The organism is Bacillus sp. TH19 (assembly GCF_016651075.1).
GTDB lineage: Bacteria > Bacillota > Bacilli > Bacillales > Bacillaceae_G > Bacillus_A > Bacillus_A mycoides.
Genome location: NZ_JAEKEO010000001.1, coordinates 277,754 through 299,431 on the forward strand (window position 1 = coordinate 277,754; position 21,678 = coordinate 299,431).

The following is a 21,678-nucleotide window of genomic DNA, read 5'->3' on the forward strand; positions in this document are numbered from 1 at the left end:
ATTCTTGCTTAGTTTAGTATCTCTACTACAGTACAAGGACATGTTGTAAAGCGCTTCTCTTTAGAGATTTCTTGTAAAAATTTAGTAACAGGATAACCATTGTACAGAACCTGAATATGCTCTGAGAGGCCCGTTATTTGAATGAATAACTCATTTAAGTCTGTACAATTGTGATTTATTTCTAATAAATAGTACCCAGCTGCCTCATATGAATTTCGAGCATAAATTACTCTCATAAACTCTTTCGAACTTCCTATCTTGTAAAATTTCATTTTATCTCTCCTCTTAATTAAACAAAAAAATTACAAAATAAGTGCTTTTTCATTTAGCATATTATTAGCCCCGAAGGTCTATTTACATGTGCTTCCTAACTTAAAGACAACACAAAAAGGGCTTCTTCAAGTCGATTAAAATGTGCATAGCAAAATAAGCTATATATACACTAATCGGCTCAAAGAAGCCCTTTCATAATTGAAACAAGAACACAACTTGCTTCTACAACTCAACCACAACACATAAGGTGTGGGAATAAACGGAATCAATTAAACAATAAATATAAATTTATATTAAACTATTTTTATATTATATTCAATTGTTTTTAATGAAATGAAGATAAGAAGGAATTTATTATGCAGATGTTATATGTATTGTATAATAATACCCCTGTTTCCCCTGCTATAAATCCCCTCTTATTTTCATTTCTTGGTGTTACTTCATATACTGCATTTCAAAATATAGTTTTTCTGGCTTTTGATGTTGGTCTAAATAACAAAGTATTTCTTTAATGGTTTCTGCTTCAACTTCAACAGTCTCCATGTAGGACATACTTTCAGTTTCTTGGACCTTTTGAAAAATAGCAGTAGGTAGTTTAACCGCATCGAACACACCCATTTTGCTTCCTAGCTTTTGTTCTGATGTAGCATCGTAGAAAATTTCATTAACAATTACCTTATTATCATCTGGATTGTACATGTACCCTCTTTGTATACGTAGCAATGTATTACTCCTTTCTTACATATTCTATTTCAACAATAATTACATCTGCATATATCATTATTGTTGAAACAGGCATCAAACAATATTATTTCGTAAAATCCATACTTTGTATAGAGGTAGATACAGGATAATTAGTTTTCGTAATTTATTTTTGAATATTTCGTCCTTTTTTAAACGTTTCTTTTAAAAAAAGAGAAGCTAATATTCTTTTACGAATGGCTTCTCTGAAAAAAATGTAACTTATTTCTTTTTTAAACGAAGTTACACCCACCACATCTGTGAAGGGTTTTCTTCAATTAAAATAGATTGAAGATTTTTTGTGGCACGTTTAAATCCCTCTTGAATAGACATGAGTGGATCTTCGTGTTCGATACTTACAACATAATCATATCCATATGTACGAAGTGCACTCATCATTTGCGACCATTCTTCTAAGCTATGACCACAGCCAACAGAACGGAATGTCCAAGCTCTTGTTTTCAGTTCACCGTAGGGCTGCATGTCTGTTAAACCATACATATTTACATTATCTTGATCGATGTAAGTGTCTTTTGCATGAAAGTGATAAATTGCATTTTCTTTCATTAATAACTTAATAGCAGCGACAGGGTCAATTCCTTGCCACCATAAATGACTAGGGTCTAAGTTAGCACCTATCGCATTGCATGTTTCTTCACGTAGTTTTAGTAATGTATATGGCGTATGTACTAAGAAACCACCGTGAAGTTCTAAACCAATTTTTACACCATGTTCTTTTGCAAATTCACCAACTTGTTTCCAATAAGGAATGAGCTTTTCTTCCCATTGCCATTTTAAAATATCATTGTATTCATTTGGCCATGGTGCAACAGGCCAATTCGGGTATTTTGCGCTTTCATGGTCACCTGCTACGCCTGAAAAACAATTCACAACAGGTACGTCTAGTAGTGAAGCTAGTTGAATGGTTTTTAACAATGTTTCATGAGATTCTGTTGCAAAAGCAGCATCTGGGGATAATGGATTTCCGTGACAACTAAAAGCGCTAATGATTAAGTCTCTTTTTTGTACATGTTCTATATATACGCTTCTGGCTTGTTCACTTTCTAATAATACATCTAAGTTACAGTGCGAACCTCCAGGATAACAACCTGTACCAATTTCTACTGCATGCAAACCGGCTGCTTGTACATAATCAAGCATTTCTTCAAATTCCATGTGAGAGAAAAGTGTTGTAAATACTCCTAATTTCATTTATCTTCCCGTCCCTTCTTCATGTGTGTTACTACTTTCGTAAATTGCATCAATAATTTGCGATACTTGCAGCGATTCCTCAGGCTTTACAATTAATTCTTCATCGTATAAGCAAGCTTTTACAAAGTTTTCTGCTTGCAAAATTCCAGGATCGCCGTTATTTGCTATCCAGACTGGTTCACTATTTAATATCATATTATGTTTTATTGTATATAATTCAATTGGAAAAACATTTATTCCACCGTTTACTCCGGAAATACTCACATGTTCTTCATCATTTTTAATATTTGCTGCCCAAGAAGTTTCAAATAACAATGATGCCCCATTTTCAAACTTTATATATGCGGTAACATGATCATCAACTTGAAACGTTTTATAATCATATTCTCCCCACATATTTACTTGATTTGGTTGCTTACTAACGGCATTATAGACACTACCAATGACTTCTGTTTGTTTTGGATTTCCAATTAACCAAAGTGCTAAATCAAGAAGATGACAACCGTAATCTATTAAACTTCCTCCGCCTTGTAATTCTTTATTTGTGAAAACGCCCCAGCCTGGTACTTTTCGGCGACGGAGTGCTTTTACACGAACAACAAGAGGTGTGCCAATCTCACCTATCATCATTTGTTTTGCAACTTGCGACTCTTTCATGTAACGATAATGATAAGCGATAGCAAGTTTTTTACCGTTGTTTTTTGCAGATTCTATCATTTTTTCGCATTCTGCCGCTGCTAAAGCCATCGGTTTTTCGCATAATACATGTTTCCCTGCTTGTAATGCTGCGATAGAAATCTCAGCATGAAACTTATTAGGTGTACAAATACAAACAGCATCAACTTCTTTAAAGACTTCTTCATACGTTTCAAATACATAAGGAATGTTATATGTTTCAGCGATTTGTTTTGCGTGTTCTATGTTTCTATCATGTATAGCCGTAATCGTACAATATTGATGTAATTTTACAAATGCAGGGATATGGCGACCTTGTGCAATTCCTCCGGCCCCTATTATTCCAATGCGTAGTTTCTTCATGTCTTCACCTTTTCTCATAATGGAATTGTAACAATTTGTTTTGCTTCACTGGATTGTATGGCTGCTAAAATGACTTCTAACGATTTCATTCCTTCTACACCATTAATTAACGGCTCTTTATCAGAAAGGATAGACTCTACAAACTGCTCAATTACATGTGAATTACTTTGACCAACTGCAGCATTCGATTGAATTTTATCAAGCTCATATTTTACAACTTCACCATTTTTATATTGAAGAATGAGTGAGTAAGTCGGATCATCTTCTAGTCGAAGAGTGGCCTTTTCACCATAAATAATTGTTGAATTATCTTCTTTGCTAACGTAAGACCAACTTGCTGCAAGTGTTCCGATAATGCCACTTTCGCTTTTCAACATACATACAGCACAATCATCTACATTCGAAAATGTTTTTGCGCTCGTCTCAACAAAGGCACCAACTTCTGTAATTTCTTCATTAAGAATATACCGAATTAAATCCGCTTTATGTACACCTAAATCACCCATTGCACCAAGAAACGCTTCATCTTTTTTAAAGAACCAGCTCTCTTTTCCATCTACACTCCAATTTTCAGGACCACTATGACCAAATGCTGTACGGAAGCTATATATTTTTCCGATTTCTCCATTTTCAATCAATTGTTTTGCCTTTTGGTGAGAAGTAACAAATCGCTGGTTATGACCAATCATTAACTTTTTACCGCTTTTTTCAGCAGCTTCAATCATCATTTCCGCATCTTTTTTTGACGTCGCCATTGGCTTTTCACATAGTACATGGATACCCGATTGTAAAGCAACGATAGAAATTGATGCATGTAAATCATTTGGTGTACATACACTCACTGCATCTAACTCTTCACAATTGATAAGCTCGTTATAGTCAGTGTACATATTTACACCATACTTATTGGCAACTTCTTTTGCGCGCTTTTTATTACTGTCACAAACAGCCACAATCTGTACATATGGGTTTGCTTCGTATTCTGGTAAATGACGATACTGTGCGATGCTTCCGCAGCCAATAACACCTACTTTTAAAATATTCACTATCATAGCCTCCTTTTGCTTGATTTAAAATTATTATAGAAATTTTTTCACTGAAAAAATATGCTATATATCGTTATGTTTTTATCAAAAGTTGCCTTTTTCTATAAGAAATAAGGCAACTTACTTATCGCATTTTGATAAAGGTGTTATATTCCTAATAAGGAGGTGTAAACGTCTATGTCAGAAGGAATTTGTAATAAGCTTGCTGAAGCAATTGAAGAAAAGGTTATTTATCAAAATCCATTACTATTTTTAAAAGTATGGGACATTGTTATGGAAACCTCTTATAATAATCAAATTGAGAGTGCCCCTTGGCATTATCATGAAGAGATTGAGTTTCTAGCAATTATAGAAGGATATTTAGGTATACAAAATAAAGATAAGTATATTGTTCTTGGCCCTGGAGATGTTTTTATTTTTGGGAAATCTGAGTTGCATCGGTCACATAAACCTTCTGCAGGTTCGTTACACTACGTTGTGTTTCAAGTAAATTTAAAACAACACTTTGACCGAAGCATTATACAATATTTACATTGCTTTTCAGAACAAACAAAATCCTTAAATGAGTTAAACTATATTTTTGAACAAAATGAAGTGGTGAAACATGAGGCTTATGCTCTTATTACAGAAATCTTTACAGAATCAAAAGTGAAAATGAACGGATATGAAATCGCAATTAGTGCTGCCATTAAGAAATTACTTTTATTACTAGTAAGAAATGACACACATAACATATTAAATTATAGTGAACAAGACGACTTTGCTCGTTTAAAACCAGTACTTGATTATGTAGAAGATCATTTAGGAGAAAAGATAACCGTAACCAAAGCATGTGCATTAATAAATTTAAGCTATCATTATTTCATCAAATACTTTAAAAGAATTATGGGTATTTCCTTTTTAGATTATGTGAATTATAAGCGCATCAAACAAGCTGAAAGTTTATTAATAACAAGTGACCTTAGTATTACAGATGTCGGATGCGAAGTTGGAATTGCAAACATGTCACAGTTTTATAAGTTGTTTAAAAAAGAAAATAACTGTTTACCGAAAGAGTTTAAGCAGCGAATACAAAGCATTGAACTACCCCCACTTTCACTTCGTTTAGAAGTGGAGGATTCCTAAGTAAAGAGTTCTATCGAACTCTAATTTATTAGGCTATCCCCGCAGTCCTTGCGGTTAGAAGCTGTATTGCTTCATTCTTTAGATTGATACTTGCGTTAATATCCCTATCATGGTGTGTACGACAAGAAGGGCAGTCCCATTTACGTAGGTTTAGGTTTTTAACGTCTTTGTTTTGATATCCACAACAAGAGCATAATTGGCTTGAAGCAAATGTTTTCGATACGACAATGACTTGTTTGCTATACCATTTTGCTTTATATTCCAACATGGTTCAAAACTGTGACCATGATACCTCACTAATTGCTTTTGCTAACTTATGATTCTTTAGCATATTCGATACTTGCAAATCTTCTATACCGATAACATCGTGGTTTTTGATGATTTCAAATGATAAAACACGCAAATCATCTCTATTTGTAAAAGTAAACAAGCCACCCTTTAAAAGAAAGCAATAGCTTGTAAGGATGGCTTAGTTTGTTGCGAATAGCTTTGTATTTAATTGTTTAATCTCCCCTTCTGCAAGAGGCTGATAAAAAGCATGTTGTAATCCTTGAGAATGTAAGGTTTCTCCTATACATAGCAATACTTTACCAGGAATTAAATCAAGTAGTAGATCATTATTAATTTGCTTTGCCTGTTTTTCAGTAGAAACATAAACAACTAAGATTGTAGGATTATTCCCTAAGTCTTGCATAATAACATCTTTCCCTGACTCTACAAAAGTCTTCCATCTAGCGATAATCCGCTTTAATCGATCCTTTGTATCTGATAATAAGGTGGAGTATACAACAAAATTAAATTTACGATCTTCTCCACCGCTTACTACAAAACTTAAAGGAGGGGGAAAAACCCCTTTACTTATAGATGGATGCATAATATGCCCCACAAAGGACGGAGCATAGCGTAGATGGCAGAGTAAGTCTATATCATGCCAATAACGTAGGTGAACGTATTTGCCGTGATTATCAAGGCGCTCTGGAGCAAAGTAAAACATATTTCCTTGCCAGTACTTTAAGAGCTTAAACCCATTATCGGATAACGTATAAGCCTCCTCAAGAATTTCCATATCAAAATTCTCTACTTGCCATTTTTCAATGAGACGATAGTAAAGTAGTCCTTGAAGTGCATCATTAATTCTCTTACGCGAAAACTTATCTTTGAATAGATATAATAAATGATTAAAACGAACAGATGTATGAATACCGATGAAAGTTAGTATTGCATGCTGTTCTTCTGTTAAACGCTGCTTAAACGTAACTAATTCGTCATAGGAATGGAATACATAGGTTTTATCCAGACTATGTATCCGATATACCTGAAGTCCCTGTGCGTCCTCATTTGATAAATGTGGGACGGAAGGGAGATATGGAGACATTTGATTCTCTATTGTACGCATAGTCATTCATTAAAATTGAAAGATTGCAGAACTAGATTTTTTACTTTGGCCTTGAGGATAATTTAAAATACGTACAGTTCCTCTGCGATTTTTTGGATCAATATTAAGCAGCTCACATGTAACGATTGTTTGGTTAATTGCATCTTCTGGAGTTGGATTAGCAAGATTACGGCTCTTTAATCCTTTAAATTGAATACCAGGTGCAACTTCTACGAAAATACCAGCAATGGCATCTACACCTACAATTTTACCTACAAAACGATCACGTCGTTTCTTAAGCTCTAATAGCTTTTCCATTGGATCTGTTTCTAGTTTCTTTTTATTTCCTCTAAATTCATAGCGGCCGTTCTTTTCTACTACTTTATCGATAATGAGCTCTACAACATCACCAATAATAATATCCTCCGGACGTACAAATGAATGTGACCAATGTGAGTACCTTACCCCTATAGTTACACCATGGACTTCAACCAGAACGGTTTGTGCAGTTGGAATATGACCTGAAACTGTTCCTGTGTATACTTTATTCCCACCTTGTGAGGTTACTTCATCATATAATCTTTTTTGTAATGCGAGCTCTCCTGCTGTGATTGATACAACGGCAAAGTTCCCTTCCTCTGTCTTTTGGAAATGCTCAATGATAACAGGTTTTGTTCTACCAACTAGCCATTGAGGATTCTTAGGAATTGTTATCCCTGCCTCTGTAATTGGGCAGTATGCAGTTGTATGGGTACCAATTTGCATCGTAAGTACGGGTATGCGTTCTGATTTACCATTTTTAGTTGGGAACAACTTTTCAGAGACTACTGTAATTAAGCCTTTACCTATAATACGTTCACGTTTCATACGAGCTAACTCTTCTAATTCATGCTCACGTACTCGCTCAAATTGATTAAAGTTTGTTTCTACTTGTGTGTCTCCTACTGTGATTTCTTGTCCAAAAGCCATCCCTAGTTCTTCTGCAACGTGTGTTGTTTCTTTCTCTACTGTCATTCTATTTTTCCTCCTAGAACGTAAAAAAGGACACACCTGTACCGTTGGAATGGTACGTAAGGTGTGTCCTTCACGTAAGTTATGTTTTATTTATATAATTATTAATTTTAATATAATGGTATTCAGAAATTTATGCAAGTGTTATTTGGTTCAACTTCAAATGTTTTCTGGCAAATCTCTTGTAGCTTTGAATTAAAGTTTGATTAAATAATGTACCCAAACTCTTATTTTACAGTAAAAAATTTGATTAAAATAACTTCTATTACATATAGTGTTTTTATAAAATTATCTACATTTACTACATAAAATTTCGTTTGCTCTCTTAGCTAATACTTTATCTAATTGTCCAACAGGCATATTTTTTTCTTCAGGTAATACTAAAGAAACTGCAAATCGTTCACCATGTTCGATTGTTTTATCACATTGTGAACACACTAAATTTACATCTTTAAAATGATTTTTTAATTTATCTAACATATCATTTATTCCTCCTATTTGATTGTGAAATATAAATATCATTATATTCATTATAACAAGATAAAAAAGATGGAGTGAAATTCCAATTCACACCATCTTTAGCAACAACTCTTTTATTAATCGGCAATAAAGCTTTTTTAATAACATCGTGATTTTATTACAAGTCAACATCTCTCATTAATTTCAAAGTATTGTTCTAATTGAAAGGCTATATTAATCAAATATATCGTTTAATTCCTTACTCATCACGTTAGATGTATTTTTCTTAGGTTGTTCATTTCTATATGACAGTGGCTGTGCACCACTATACTTATTTTTCTGTTGAGCCTTGAGGCGTTCTTGACGTTCTTTATAGGTCATACGGCTATACTCTTGTTGCTCTTCAGTGTTTTTTGTGTTTTCTACCATGTTTTTTTCTAAGTTTTTATGAACAGTAGCACTAATTGATTCGTAAACTTTTGCAACTTCGTCATCTAGTTTGTTTTCTTCTGTAAAATCTACTGCTTCTATAACTGGAATGAGCTTTTCACCAATATCTGTTTCTGATTCTTCCGCTATTTGCAGTGTATTTATTTCTTCTTGTAACTCCTCTTGGAATGGTTCGGTTTTAATTGAAAGCGCCGTCTCAATTGAAGCATCTGTGTTCCACTCTTGTTCCATTATAGAAATGGATAAACCTTTGTTAAGTTCGGCCACATCCATATCTATTTCATAGGAATCTACTATATCCTCTGGCTTTAGCTCAATTACTTCCTTGATTATTTCTTCAACTACCTCTTCATGTATTTCAGGTGTTACACATTCCAACTTTTGTTGCGTGTCTATGTCATTTAAGACTCCATGACGTTGTAAGGCATCTAGTAAGCGTGAGGCACGTGTAGAACCAATATTAAATTTATCCTGCAATGCCGATAGGGAAGCCGCCCTGGATTGCTTCACAAAAATTACAACATCATCATATAAGATATCTTTAAAAAAGCTTGTCTCTTCAAGCGCGGCCTCCTTGTCTTCGCTTGGAATGGCTACTTCTTGAGGAATACTTTTATCGGAATTTGTTTCGTACAAGACGGTAGAATTTATATCAGACGCCTCTGGCGATAGTGGACTACTATTGTCTTTTGAAATTAGAACTTTACGAGGTTCTTTTCCTGTATAGGAGCTGACAACTAGATTTTGTTCTAACTTCTCAATTAATCGCGCTGTCTTCATATAGCCAATCCTAAATTTTCTTTGCAGCAGGGATGGCGAGACTTGCTGTGATTCAATTACGAAGCTTTTAATCTCTTCATATAGAGAAGTGTCCTCTTCATCTTTCTCGTTGTGGCTTGTCTGTTGTTCATTAGCAATGGATGTATTTGATACAACTATATCTTCGACTTCTTTTGTTTCAGGTTCAGATTTATTCTCCTTATAATTATCCAATGAGACAATTTGCTGTTGTCCCTCGTCTGTTCCTATAGAATTGTTCTGCTCCATCGTATCAATCTGTATAGGTGGTAATGGTTCTTTTGTTTTCATATTCTCCGCATCTACGTGCTTCATTGGATTTGCTTTAGTAATAGATTCCTTAATTAGAATGAGACGCTCATTTCCCCAATATTGCCCTAGTTTTTCGTCAACTTGAATAATTGCTTTAGCAAACTCTTCTTTGGGTACAAAATTACTTGTGATTTGTTGTACAGGCTGCACATGATTATCTTGTACGATACGAGCAGCACAAATAAATGCACCTTGTGCCATAATATCCCCTGGCGACATAACCACTTCTTTTGTTTTTTGATAGGTTGATCCTAAACGACTAACGGGATTCTCTTGCATAGGAGAAATGCCTTGTTCAGATTCAGATTCTTTAAATTCCTCTTTTTCGCCAAACATGTCAGAGAAAATCTTTGCATCATATGGCGTAACATCTCCAAATATCATTTTGTTACGGAATGAGCCCAGCAAGGTAAACATGTACTGCTCTGTGAAATCGAGAGCTAATTGAGATAGTGTTTGGCTTGCAATTGTCAGGATTACTTTATATTTACGAGATTGTGCAGGGAATTCTTTAAACGGGCGGACAACGTAATCTGGGAATTCATCGACAATTATATGGTGGTATGGTGAAACGTTTGGTTCTCTACGGAATACAGCATTCTGCATACTAAGTAAGACGAATTTTCCTAATACATTAGAAAGGTCTGCCAATTCCCCTTTTGCCGTATTTACTAATAAAATTCCACCTTGTTCTAAATGTACATCAAAATCGAAATCGGATTTACCAAATAAAACTCGTCGTATTAGTACGTTCGAAGCAAGGTCTTTTAAAATATTACGTAATCCTTTTACATATTCTTCTTCTCTATCATAATGCATGGGGTGCCCGCGGTATTTCCCTTTTTTATAAACCGCAGGTTCGCCTTGAGAATCTGTTTTTTCTCGAATTGTATTATCAAACCACTCATCTATCCCTTTTATAATTTTATATTCGTTGTTCTGGTCCCGCGAAGCAGTGCCAGTTTGAACAAAATCGTATAACCTTTCCACCTGTACTTTTAACAGTTTATGCATACGATGGACACGTTCTACATCATCATACATCTCTATCAAGTCGTCGAAGGTTACATCTTTTTGCGGGTTGTGCAGCTTTAATAAATAGATATGTTGCTTAAGATGGTTACGCTGTGCTTGTTCAAAGAATGCATTATTGGATTCAGATAAACCTTGAATAACCATTGCGAAAACCTCTGCTACTTTATCAACTGGTCCACGCAGAATGTTTATGTTTTTTGTATCAGGGTTAGTTGGATCAATATAGTAAACAGAGCTTTCAGGAATTTTGTGTGCTTGTACTAACTTAAATACTTTTTGACATAAATCATTACTTGGTTCAATAACAGTGACACCATTTAAAAACGTCCCTTTTACTTCTTCCGTATCATAATCATTTTTTTTATAAGCATTCTCGAACTTATTAATGAAACGTACCATCCAGTGTAAATCTTGATTAATCATTGGAATGATTAAACTAGATGTTTTACCAGAACCAATTGGACCAATAATGATTCCATTTAATGTTCTATCTTTCCCTTTGATACGAACCATTTCTTTATGCTCAATATGAGGACCAATTTCTACATCAGGATATATTTGTTGTTCCTGACTATTAAACCATTTTTGTAACTTGTGGTTTTTGTACTCATATTTTTGTACCCATTTTAAAATTTCTTCCCGGTAACGAACAATATGCCCGCTATACCAAAGAGTAAACAAGATCATAAATACAGTAGGTAAAAACACAAATATCATGGTTAATGTGTGGAAATTCCCCGTTAATACATGGCCTACTGCCTGATATTCACCAAAATTAACATGCGTTGCTTTATCCGTGAGATAAGGGATAACCTTTGCATGGATAGGAGCAGTTGCAAACCATAAGAATTGGATATCAACTGCGATGTGTGAAGCAATTAGAATGAAAAGTTTCCCATTTTTCACATGTAAAGCTGGAATACGGCTGTAGAAACGAAAACTAAATTCTCCTAGAAATAAAGAGAAGAACATTAAGATAAGTGGTACATATGTAATTTCTATAGGATAAGACGGTAGTTCAAATGCATAGTATAGTAACTTTATATAGTTTATTAAACCGACTCCAAAAGAAATAATAAATGCGCTAATTAGTGTAATAGTTGTAAATAAAGGCAACCTTTGCTTAAACGTATTCATAAAGGCTCACCTATTCCTTACAGAAACAGCTGAGCTTTATGGCGGAATGTAAAACGTTCTTGTAACTCTGGATTAAATCGCTCTTTTGACTTTTCTAGAAAGAACTTTGCTGCATCTTCAGTCTGTTTTAAATATAGGTCGATACTAGCTTTTTCACAAAGCTTGTCATATTCTTCTTGAGAAAGTACAGCAATATTCACTTCTATTTTCTTAGCAGTTGCAGTTTCAATCAATACGTCGTACCAATAATAATTAGGCTTACCAGGTATTTGAATATCTTGTAGTGAAACGCTGAACTCCGCACCTTCTTCTGTAATATGTTCAAGTACTAGTTCTGGATTTGCTAATGCCTCTCTCACAGAAAGCACTCCCCCATTGGCTGTTGATGCAGTTGTAAATTGCAAATTCATTTTCATTTTCCACCTTTCTCCAAATAAAAAAAGGCAAGCGACACCCACTGTAAAAACAGCGTGTGTCGCTTGCCTTAATTCATATGTTCTGATTTGATTGTAGTTTTAATTATATGTTCAAACGTTATTCTACCACCTTAAATAATGAAAATCAATAAAATTATATAGTGTTATATAAAAAATAATAGATTAATATAACTCAACAAGTTTACGTCTTTTCGGATGAACGTTATTTGCAGTACGTACCATGATCTGTTCATCCATGTCTATATGGATACTTTTATTTTGGATTGATAGCAGTCGTACATTTTCATAAGTGTCCATCAGAAGAATATCTCTGGGCTTTTCACGTTTAGGATAGATAACTACAAGTGGAACACCGTCATCCCCTTCTCTTCTTGAAAACACGACGTCATCTAATCTAGCGATCATTCGATAATCATTTTCGTTCCCAAAAATAAAGAAGAAATCTTGTATAACGTCTTTGTCTCGCCTATAAGTTCGACGTAGACCGCCATCTATTGGCTCCTTAAATATTTGTACGTTCTCAACAAATGCATAACGCCATTCAGCATCTCCTACTGTACGTTGAGATAAAGGCACAAGAATATCTTGTTCGAAATTTTGGTTGTCATCTTTTCCAAGAATGATATCTGAAATAACGTCTCCAGCATCTTTAAGTGAGCAGACGTACATATTTAGATTAGGTATTGTCATTAAAAGTTCGTGATACTCCCTCATAGAAAATAATAGATTCTTCATACGTACGTATGGTGGTTCTGCTTCTTCTGCAAGGAACATTGATTTGTCGTACATGACAAAAATAACTGAAACATTGTCCTTCGTTTTTTGAGCATATTCTACATACTTGCCTACTTTTTCAACTAAGGTAGAATTGGTTTCTTTACACATATCCATTTCAATATAGATATTTTTATCTTGATATGAAATGTGTTCATCAGGTATCACCGGTAACTGGCCATCCTCAATTTTCATATTTTTCTTCAGGTAATAAGAGCGGATATCTAATTTATATAAAATCTCATTATTTTGTTTCTTCTCTGTAGTAGCTAGTAGAGTACGAACAAGAACCTCACGTGAACATAAAGTGTGAAGTGAATTTATACGTGAATATCTTTTTTTTGAAGCGCCAGGTGGGAGCTTCCCTATCTCTTTTAAGAATTCAATTATTTTCTCTTTCAAGGAAAATAAAGCGCGTTTTGTTATACTGTCATCCCTTTTATCTATTTTTTTAGTTAGGATAGCACCATATTGGGAGTATCGGTCGAGTTTTGTAAATACGCTTGCTTCTGAACATTCCCTCCCCTCAAATGCACTATATAACGTAGTGATTTGACGTGTTGTAAGGGCTCTTTTGTAATATAAAACTGTAAAAACAAATATGTCTGCTTCTTTTAGATGAAAATATTTTTGGGTACCTGGTCGTTTATATTTATACAGTTTTTTGAACATTATATACACCTCGTATCTTAAATTAAACTAAAACTAAATAAGTATCATTTTATATATACTAGTACATCTAAATATTGGTTGTAAAACAAGAAAAAATGAATGAGAGGATTTGCCTTCTAGAGATACCTACTCTTGTACTCCAAAGTTGGGATGATAACTTGCTTTATAAATCTGTAGAAAATTATTGATTTAATGGGATTTACGAGATTGTTCTGATTGTTAGGACGGGGTACTGCTAGATACCTAACAAGCATTCAAAAGAAAAATTACTAATAAAGTGATGTTATACCGCCCTAACAAGACGTAGATAGGAATATTAAGATTTTTATGGATTGAAATTATTCAAGAATTATAAAAAGGATTTTGATAACAAAGAGTGATTTTCTTTCCTCGTTATTAGATTATTAATTTCTTTTTTGTGATTGAGTGTCTACTTCTATTACTGGTTCAGTGCGAGATTCAATTTTTTGTAGGCTTTTCCTTTTGTGTTGAATCATCAATTTACTTAGATGAAAATTAATGTTATTTCTTTCTGAATCAACGGCATGGTATAAATACGTCCATGGGCTCTTTACCTTAATTTAGATCCCCATTCACTAAACCATAAAACTACATAATAAATTTTGAGATACCGTCTTTTGTTCATATGAAAATAATGGAGTGAAAATGTCAGAACGATCGAAGTAAACTACTCAATCATTTTAAACTACAAAGTGTTTAAAATGATTGAGTAATTTTGTGGATATGAAATTAACAATCTTCCCTAATAGATTTTTAGGAATGACTGAAATTGATAAGAAATTGGATTCACATGCAGCACCCTTGTTTTTACTGCATACACAGTTGTGCGAATTAATAAAAGAGTTAAGTTAAGTGAAGAAATGCATTAACATAACATTAACAATCCCTTTTCTAACAAGAGATGAATCATGTAAAAGCAAATTGTTAATGAAGGGAAAATGAAGTATGAATTTTTATAGAAACTTAATGGAAGCTTTTAATCAATATAAATAGATGAGTGCAATGTTAATTATTAAAATACAGAACTTTTCCCTCATTATTATATAAGCGGTACATATAATTCTTATACACACAACTTACATGTACCGCTTACTATGTAGTGTTGATGTGAAATTGATATATATAAGAATGGAATTTATTGATATATATAGTGTTTAATGTACGCTGTATATACAAAGTGTATATATAAAATGCACAAGGTTTTGGATTGATAATTTATAAGTTTTATATTAATAAAATAGAGCTATTTTTTGATATGTTCATTTCATGTAGTCATGATAGTAAATCAATCCTTGTTAAAATGTGAATTACATGAAGTGTGAGATTGATATATCATATATACGCTTTATATATACATCGTATATAAGAACCTATGTAAAATAAGGATTTCTTTTATTAAGAGACTTATAAGTTCTATATATAAGTTTTATATAGAATTACTTGATATACGACGTATAATGATGTACTATGTTTCTAGGAATAATTAACCAATGCTTTAAGGGGGGGACAACTTGAACGAGGTTTTAAGTGAAAAATATCAAACAATCAAGTTTGCAGATGAAGTAGTAAACATGTTTGCTGATATTCTTGAACAAGATGAGATACTATACAGTGTATTTCTATACATAGGAAACGTAGTAAACAAACAATTTCAAGAGACAACATATATGAGGGGCATATCCATTAATGAAATAGTGGAAAATGTAGTTATAGACAGGAGAGTAAAGAAAACAAAAGGAAAATCTTATTCATTAGAAGTTGAACGTACAAATATATCAAGGCGTTCGGCTGAAATAAGTGTGAGTACATTATCATCAATGTCTTTAATTTATGAAAAGACTATGCACCCATATAAATTTTTAATCTTAACTTATAGAGGACAACAAGTACTTATTGAATTAGGAAAAAGAAAAAAAAGTGAATAAGGAGAGATAAAATAATGGCAAAGAACTTTTTGAAGAATGAAGTAGCAGTTAAAATGACGATGATTGGTTTTGGTCAAGCTGGTACTAGAATGGTAGATAAATTTGCGGAATATAAACATACAGACGGAACAGCAGTATATAACTGCTTAGCGCTAAATAGTAATGATGGGGATCTAGCCGAACTAAAAAATGTACCAAAAAGCAATCAAGTTTCACTTAAATTAGGTGGTTTAGGTAAAAACCCTGAGCGTGCGGTAAAGGTTCTTGATTCAAATGATGACGCAAAAGAAAAATTAAAAGAATTTATAACTGAACGTGTAAGACCATCTGATGAACTTGTTTTGTTTTTTGCAGGACTTGGTGGAGGCACAGGAACCTCTACAATCATTAAGGCCATTGAAGAGTTTTCGGCTTTTCATAATAAGCCAGTAATTAGACAAGAATTACAAAAAGTTGCACAGCAATACCCAATGGCTGAAATAAAAGCAAATCAAGCGAAGTTTACGAGAATCGCCTTTGAAAATGCTATTGAACGCAAAGACTTTATAAAAATGGGGATTGTTGTAACACTGCCTGTCCGAGCAGATGGGCCAGATGTATTACGACAAGTAAATAAATTTTCACAGGAGATTTGGAAATTAGCAAATGATAAATCAAAAGGTGTAGCATTTGTAGTATTTGCTGATAACCAGCACTTTTATGATGAATTTAAGAAATTAAATGAAAATGAGAAAAAAGGTATTGCCAATTCACGAGACTATGCAAATCAACGCATTAGTGAGATTATTCATGAGTTAAATACTGCTGCCAATGGATCTGGTACATCTGTAATACTTGATTCTCAAGACTTTAAACGTATTTTACTTGAGAAAACGGGCTGTTTAGTTATTAATAAGGTTTCACGCAATATGAACCAGATAGAAAATAGCCATGCAATTATAGAGATGTTCCAAGAGTCATTAAGAGGAAGCTCATTCCATCCTCCAATTGATTTGATGAAGAAAAATAACGATGGTTCTGTTGAAGCGTCAAGAGTACATCATTTTGGCATGCTGGCTATCTTAGATGAGCAAAAAAACATTGATGATTCCTTTATGGATGATGCTAAAGTAGAAGTTTCAAATAATCTACCTATAAATGGTACCGTTTTTAACGGGTATTTAGTAAGTAAGAATGATTTCTTAGGAAGTGTATATACGTTCTATAAAACTGATGCATTACCATCAAGGTTATCTAAAGGTTTAGTTGAAGAATTTAATGAGTTTAAAGAAAGACAAAGCCAAATTCAGTACACAAAGTCTCAAATTAGTACAATAGAGAATGTAGATGATGATGACGACTTAGGCTTTGCATTTGGAGATTTTATTGATATGGGTAGTGATGAAGAAAATAAAGATGCTGGAGCAAATGAAGATGATGAATTTGCGGATTTCCTAGATCCAGATAAGATGTTCGGTACTACAAAATAAAGAAAAAGTCTGGATAAAGATCCAGACTTTTTTGTTATTCCACAGTATTCATAAGAGATTTTATATAATCAATAATATTATCCTGTATGTACTGCTCAATGAAGAGTTGTTTTCTACCCAAATCTTCCTCTTTTTTAAACCACCCTACTTTTCTAGTACGCTCTTCTTCAGGTTTACTATTCCACAGGCTTTCTGCTTGTTTTCTTAATTCCTGACGTGCTCTATGCTCAATAATGAAATTATCCAGTCTATCTTGGCGTTGGCGTAATTTTATGGTTTCTACATCTTCTGGTTGTGGTAACTGTTTTAGTATATTTTCAACCCTTTCTTCATAATGAGATTCAATATGTTTTATTTTTTCTTCTAACTGCTTAGTTACCATTTTTTCGATAATTTCTGCAGCGGCTTGAAGGTTTAATTCGGTAGATACTTCATTTGTTTGATTCTCTGGTGAAACTGGTCTTAAATCAAACTGGTGTGGTAAAAGGTCAATAATGGCATCTAAAGACCATTTTTCATCTCTTTTTTGTTTTATAAATAGAGCAATTTCAAGATCTAACGTATTATAGAGTTTTTCGTTTGTGTTTTGGGTTCTTAAAGTTTCGTGAAGCCCTTTTTCCTCTAGAATGTTGAACCAATTATAAACAGTATTATGATGACGCCCGACTAGTTTAGAAAATTCAGTTATTCGCCATGCTTTTTCAAAAACAGTATCATTTAATATGTCATCATCATTAGTTTGATGGTCTTGTGATTCGTTTTTTTGGTCAATCACTGTAACTACCTCCTTAAAAATCAACTCATAAACACCCTATTTGTAATTAACATGTAAACTGAAATTGACATGTTAGGCATTAATTCGATAATAATCATGTAAATCCCTACCTGTTCAGTAATTGACATGAAATATAAAATTAACATGTAACCGAATGTTTGTTAACAAAACATTAACTGTTAACACGTAATATGCTTGATTTGTTGATATTACTGTTAACTCTAAGTGTCTAAATGGTAATGTTCTATCGATGAAAATACCTATCTTTTATGTTAGTAAGATTAATGATAGTTGCCATGAGATTAACAAATCATGTCACTTAATATTAATGATAAGGAAATATAGGTGTTTTGTAAATAAGTTATAAGGATATAATTAAAGTATACTATGGAAAAACAAGCATACTAAACTAAGGAATTTAAATTATAATGTATAAAAACTAGAGAAAAAGGTAATAATACTACTACATTAGTATTATTTGGTGAATTTAAATGTACTTAGCGATATAGGAGCAGAATCAAGATAAATAAACTGTAAGAGTTAATTCCCACTCTACGCTGCCATTAATGTGAAATGTACGAGTATTTTAATATGGTATAGGATACTTGGTTGGATTTGCATAGTTAATTTAATACTGGTAGCTTTTAAACAACTTAAAGCCGTTATTTATCTAACATAAAACGCCTTGTTTTTTAATAAAGGTGAAAATCATCCGATCCAGGGGCGAATCTTGGGTTTGTATTGACATTAACATAGAATGTGACATTGATATGAAACAAATTACACAAGAACAGCCTCCTATCAATGTTAATGTCTTATCAACTAAAATAACCATAGGCGCCTGCTGTATCTATGGTGGTCTTCCATAAAGGGGCGCTTTCAACATAGAATGTTCAATAATCGCTTTGATTAATATATAAATAAAATAAATATATAGTGATGGATTTTATAGAACACTTTGATATGAAGGTTAAATATGCTAAAGTTTCCTTTTGACCATCTAAATAAGTCGATCAATACCTTTTCGGTGTTAATTGATTAATTATGTATGCAAATAACAAAGTGAATAAAGAGAATGAAATTAACATGTTGACCGGTTATTGAGTGATATTGTTAAGAATATCTATATTATTATCATTAACATGAAACTATAATGCTATTAACAAGAGATTGATATTTGAATACGATGCTATACTTGTTGTTAATTTTGTATCAACTAAAAGGACAACTTGTTAAGGGTTTAGTTCCATAGAGTTAAGAGTGAATTTTGAAGCTCCATCGAAGTAGTGTTTATTTAGGTGGAATATATCAAAAAAATAATTGAGATTTGTTATAGAGGTTATTAATACACTGAAGTATGTATTGGTTTATAAGTTTTATTATATTTTGTTAGCTTTTAACTATGGTGCAAGCCTGGGCAGGTTCTATAGGTATTTATAATTCTAGTCATTTAGAAATGTTTCTTATAAGGTTGTTAATGATTTCAAATGAATGTGTGTGTATACTTGTTCTCCGCTGTTAAATATTGATATGAAATCAACATTTAACAGCGGGAATTTGATTACATGTTAATGTCAGTTGATATGTTAATGTGAATGCATTCTCTGGAATGAATTTTAATTGTTTACATAACATTAATATGTGAGTTAATTATGTACTAAGTAGTTTTGAAAATCCGGCTGTATATAAAGGTTGAAAGGTTTTGGTGCAAAAACTCTAAAGTTTTTGCAAGTAATCTTCTAAACTTGGACATACTGATAGTGTTACGCTAAAAAAAGTGTGGTTGTTATGGGGAAAGTCTATTCAAATGGAAATGATAGGAAGTCGAACGCATATTATTAACAGTAAGAAGATATCTACGGTACAACTTCTAATTAAATCAATTATAGGTTTTATTTCTTATAAAATTTAAATGAGAAAATGTATTGACATTTTAATTTTATAAAGATAATCTATACATGAATATCAATTGTTTAAGGGTTATATACAAATAAATAAATAAAAAAATTGCTAAACGGACACACCGAAGGCGCATTACCTGCCAGCGGTGTGTCTTTTTTGTGTTTTTGGGGAGGGGAGTAAAAGAAGACTATGAATGCGCAAATGGCTTTTTCCCAACAGAACTTTAAGGTTCATGGGGTTAAGTTTTTCGATGGATTATTAAACATCGTGAAACTAGAAAATGAACGAAAAGAATTACCATCTTCAGCTTTAGCTACTTATATCTTGCTTCACTTTGAATGTAATGATATTGGTATGCTACCACGTGAATTTCAAATCATGGATCTTGCTAAGAAAAGTGGGATTCCCTACACAACAATTTATACGGGGTTTCAAGTTTGCTTGGAGCATAGGCTCGTAAAAGAGACACCTGTTGGAAATCGTACTGTATATGAGGTTGTAGATTATGCCTTGTATAACCATACTGCTGCAAAAACTACAGATATATCACTATCATATTTCCGAATTCCATTTCATCTTATTCAAACAACTATACTTAGTAGTCTTGTAAAGGCTCGTGATAACAGAGGGATTATGTTCCTATTAGAATTAATAAATACTTTTTCGAGAAAAATTGGTATGGAGCATTATAAGCACCAGATTCAAGAGTTCGAGATTACAAGAAGAATGGCTTTTTTAAAGGATAAATTGAATCGTAATGCAAAGAAGGTACGACAATACATAGAAATTTTAAAACCAATTGTGCAATTTACAGCAATTGATTCTAAGGAAAAGAAGTCTAGCGACTCTCGCATAGCGCGTGTTAGAAAACAGGTGAAGCAAGTCATCATTGAAAAGTTCAATGTGGTGTTTTTTTCAAACTGTGTAATGGAGAATGATAAAAAAGATTTACATAGGCCAGTAGCGAAATGCAGAAAGGAAGCAGTATCTCGTTTAAAGTATATGGGACAATCATTACGAAAGAAAGATCGTGAAAATATGATAATTGCATTTAAACAGGAAATTGTGGACATTGCTGCATACATGCCAACAAAGAAAAAACAAAACGAATTACTGATTACTGCAATGACTTATGCATTAGATCAGGTTGAAAATTATACGAAAGAGCAAGAAATATTCTCTATTCCTGCATTTATGCGAGTGCAATTTAGAGAATTCTGGACTGATTTTACGGAAAAAAGCTTGTCTGTAGAAGAAAGACACGATGTAATGATGAATTATTATAATCAAAATGGTGCCTATCCAGACTTCATAAAATCTTAAAAAATATAGTAAGCAGCAGCCCTTGTTAAAAAATCACATAAAAGCAAGGGTTATTTGACATGTTTTTTTATTAAGGAAATGTCTTTACCGGCGTTTTTACGTAAATATATAAACACTTTATGCTGCTTTTGGATACGATTCAATTTGTTTATAATTCGATTCAATACTTGTGATTATCTTAATACTATATATAAAAACCTGTGAATTCTTAGTAATATGATATTTAGCTTCTTAATTTGTGTTTTTTATGATTCATTACTTGTATGTAATGGGGATAGTACGATATGTAATTTGGTTTATTATAAAAGAACGTATGGTATATAAGGATTCATAAGCACTTGTATTTTCTCTTTATATTTAATAATTGA

General features: G+C 33.0%; 16 protein-coding genes and 1 pseudogene. 4 read left to right on the forward strand and 13 right to left on the reverse strand.

The window, feature by feature from the left end:
- Nucleotides 1-8: 8 nt before the first annotated feature.
- The 5 genes from JFU54_RS01395 to JFU54_RS01415 all read right to left on the reverse strand — a co-directional run bounded on the left by JFU54_RS01395 (nucleotide 9) and on the right by JFU54_RS01415 (nucleotide 4,310).
- Nucleotides 9-272 carry a hypothetical protein gene (locus JFU54_RS01395; RefSeq protein WP_151304173.1) on the reverse strand — a complete coding sequence of 88 codons (264 nt, stop codon included), beginning with the start codon at nucleotides 270-272 and terminating at the stop codon, nucleotides 9-11.
- A gap of 436 nt (nucleotides 273-708) precedes the next feature.
- Complete coding sequence (locus tag JFU54_RS01400; RefSeq protein ID WP_016096929.1) at nucleotides 709-996, reverse strand: hypothetical protein; 288 nt, start codon at nucleotides 994-996, stop codon at nucleotides 709-711.
- 261 nt (nucleotides 997-1,257) lie between these two features.
- Nucleotides 1,258-2,226: a sugar phosphate isomerase/epimerase family protein gene (locus JFU54_RS01405; RefSeq protein ID WP_078205631.1), complete on the reverse strand. Its 969-nt coding sequence runs from the start codon at nucleotides 2,224-2,226 to the stop codon at nucleotides 1,258-1,260.
- Nucleotides 2,227-3,264, reverse strand: a complete 1,038-nt coding sequence (locus JFU54_RS01410) for a Gfo/Idh/MocA family protein (protein WP_434088125.1) — start codon at nucleotides 3,262-3,264, stop codon at nucleotides 2,227-2,229.
- Between the two features lie 14 nt (nucleotides 3,265-3,278).
- Nucleotides 3,279-4,310 (reverse strand): Gfo/Idh/MocA family protein, encoded by a 1,032-nt coding sequence (locus JFU54_RS01415; RefSeq protein WP_002069438.1) that lies wholly within the window; start codon nucleotides 4,308-4,310, stop codon nucleotides 3,279-3,281.
- Between the two features lie 177 nt (nucleotides 4,311-4,487).
- On the opposite strand from JFU54_RS01415, the gene JFU54_RS01420 reads away from it, so the two are divergent.
- Nucleotides 4,488-5,435: a helix-turn-helix domain-containing protein gene (locus JFU54_RS01420; RefSeq protein WP_078205629.1), complete on the forward strand. Its 948-nt coding sequence runs from the start codon at nucleotides 4,488-4,490 to the stop codon at nucleotides 5,433-5,435.
- A gap of 28 nt (nucleotides 5,436-5,463) precedes the next feature.
- Here JFU54_RS01420 and JFU54_RS01425 read toward each other — a convergent pair.
- The 7 genes and pseudogenes from JFU54_RS01425 to JFU54_RS01455 all read right to left on the reverse strand — a co-directional run.
- Nucleotides 5,464-5,829, reverse strand: a pseudogene (locus JFU54_RS01425) (RNA-guided endonuclease TnpB family protein); the annotation flags it as partial.
- A 75-nt stretch (nucleotides 5,830-5,904) separates the two neighbouring features.
- The gene (locus JFU54_RS01430; RefSeq protein ID WP_201063500.1) at nucleotides 5,905-6,831 is read right to left on the reverse strand and encodes a hypothetical protein; all 927 of its coding nucleotides are present in this window, start codon (nucleotides 6,829-6,831) and stop codon (nucleotides 5,905-5,907) included.
- A gap of 9 nt (nucleotides 6,832-6,840) precedes the next feature.
- Entirely contained in the window at nucleotides 6,841-7,824 is a 984-nt protein-coding gene (locus JFU54_RS01435) for an RNA-binding protein (protein WP_078205628.1), read from the reverse strand.
- A gap of 285 nt (nucleotides 7,825-8,109) precedes the next feature.
- Nucleotides 8,110-8,301, reverse strand: coding sequence for a hypothetical protein (locus tag JFU54_RS01440; protein ID WP_078205626.1), 192 nt, complete (start codon nucleotides 8,299-8,301; stop codon nucleotides 8,110-8,112).
- Between the two features lie 213 nt (nucleotides 8,302-8,514).
- Complete coding sequence (locus tag JFU54_RS01445) at nucleotides 8,515-12,012, reverse strand: DNA translocase FtsK (RefSeq protein ID WP_201053924.1); 3,498 nt, start codon at nucleotides 12,010-12,012, stop codon at nucleotides 8,515-8,517.
- A gap of 17 nt (nucleotides 12,013-12,029) precedes the next feature.
- Nucleotides 12,030-12,422 (reverse strand): hypothetical protein, encoded by a 393-nt coding sequence (locus JFU54_RS01450; RefSeq protein WP_016096937.1) that lies wholly within the window; start codon nucleotides 12,420-12,422, stop codon nucleotides 12,030-12,032.
- A gap of 189 nt (nucleotides 12,423-12,611) precedes the next feature.
- Nucleotides 12,612-13,895 carry a replication-relaxation family protein gene (locus JFU54_RS01455; RefSeq protein WP_201063503.1) on the reverse strand — a complete coding sequence of 428 codons (1,284 nt, stop codon included), beginning with the start codon at nucleotides 13,893-13,895 and terminating at the stop codon, nucleotides 12,612-12,614.
- Nucleotides 13,896-15,427: 1,532 nt separating this feature from the next.
- Here JFU54_RS01455 and JFU54_RS01460 point away from each other — a divergent pair.
- Entirely contained in the window at nucleotides 15,428-15,841 is a 414-nt protein-coding gene (locus JFU54_RS01460; protein ID WP_078205620.1) for a hypothetical protein, read from the forward strand.
- 14 nt (nucleotides 15,842-15,855) lie between these two features.
- Nucleotides 15,856-17,310 carry an FtsZ/tubulin family protein gene (locus tag JFU54_RS01465; protein ID WP_002069458.1) on the forward strand — a complete coding sequence of 485 codons (1,455 nt, stop codon included), beginning with the start codon at nucleotides 15,856-15,858 and terminating at the stop codon, nucleotides 17,308-17,310.
- Nucleotides 17,311-17,344: 34 nt separating this feature from the next.
- Here JFU54_RS01465 and JFU54_RS01470 read toward each other — a convergent pair whose 3' ends face one another.
- On the reverse strand, nucleotides 17,345-18,085 hold the full coding sequence (locus JFU54_RS01470) for a MerR family transcriptional regulator (protein WP_002069459.1): 741 nt from the start codon (nucleotides 18,083-18,085) through the stop codon (nucleotides 17,345-17,347).
- A gap of 2,091 nt (nucleotides 18,086-20,176) precedes the next feature.
- On the opposite strand from JFU54_RS01470, the gene JFU54_RS01475 reads away from it, so the two are divergent.
- Entirely contained in the window at nucleotides 20,177-21,310 is a 1,134-nt protein-coding gene (locus JFU54_RS01475) for a hypothetical protein (protein WP_201063505.1), read from the forward strand.
- Nucleotides 21,311-21,678: the final 368 nt, after the last annotated feature.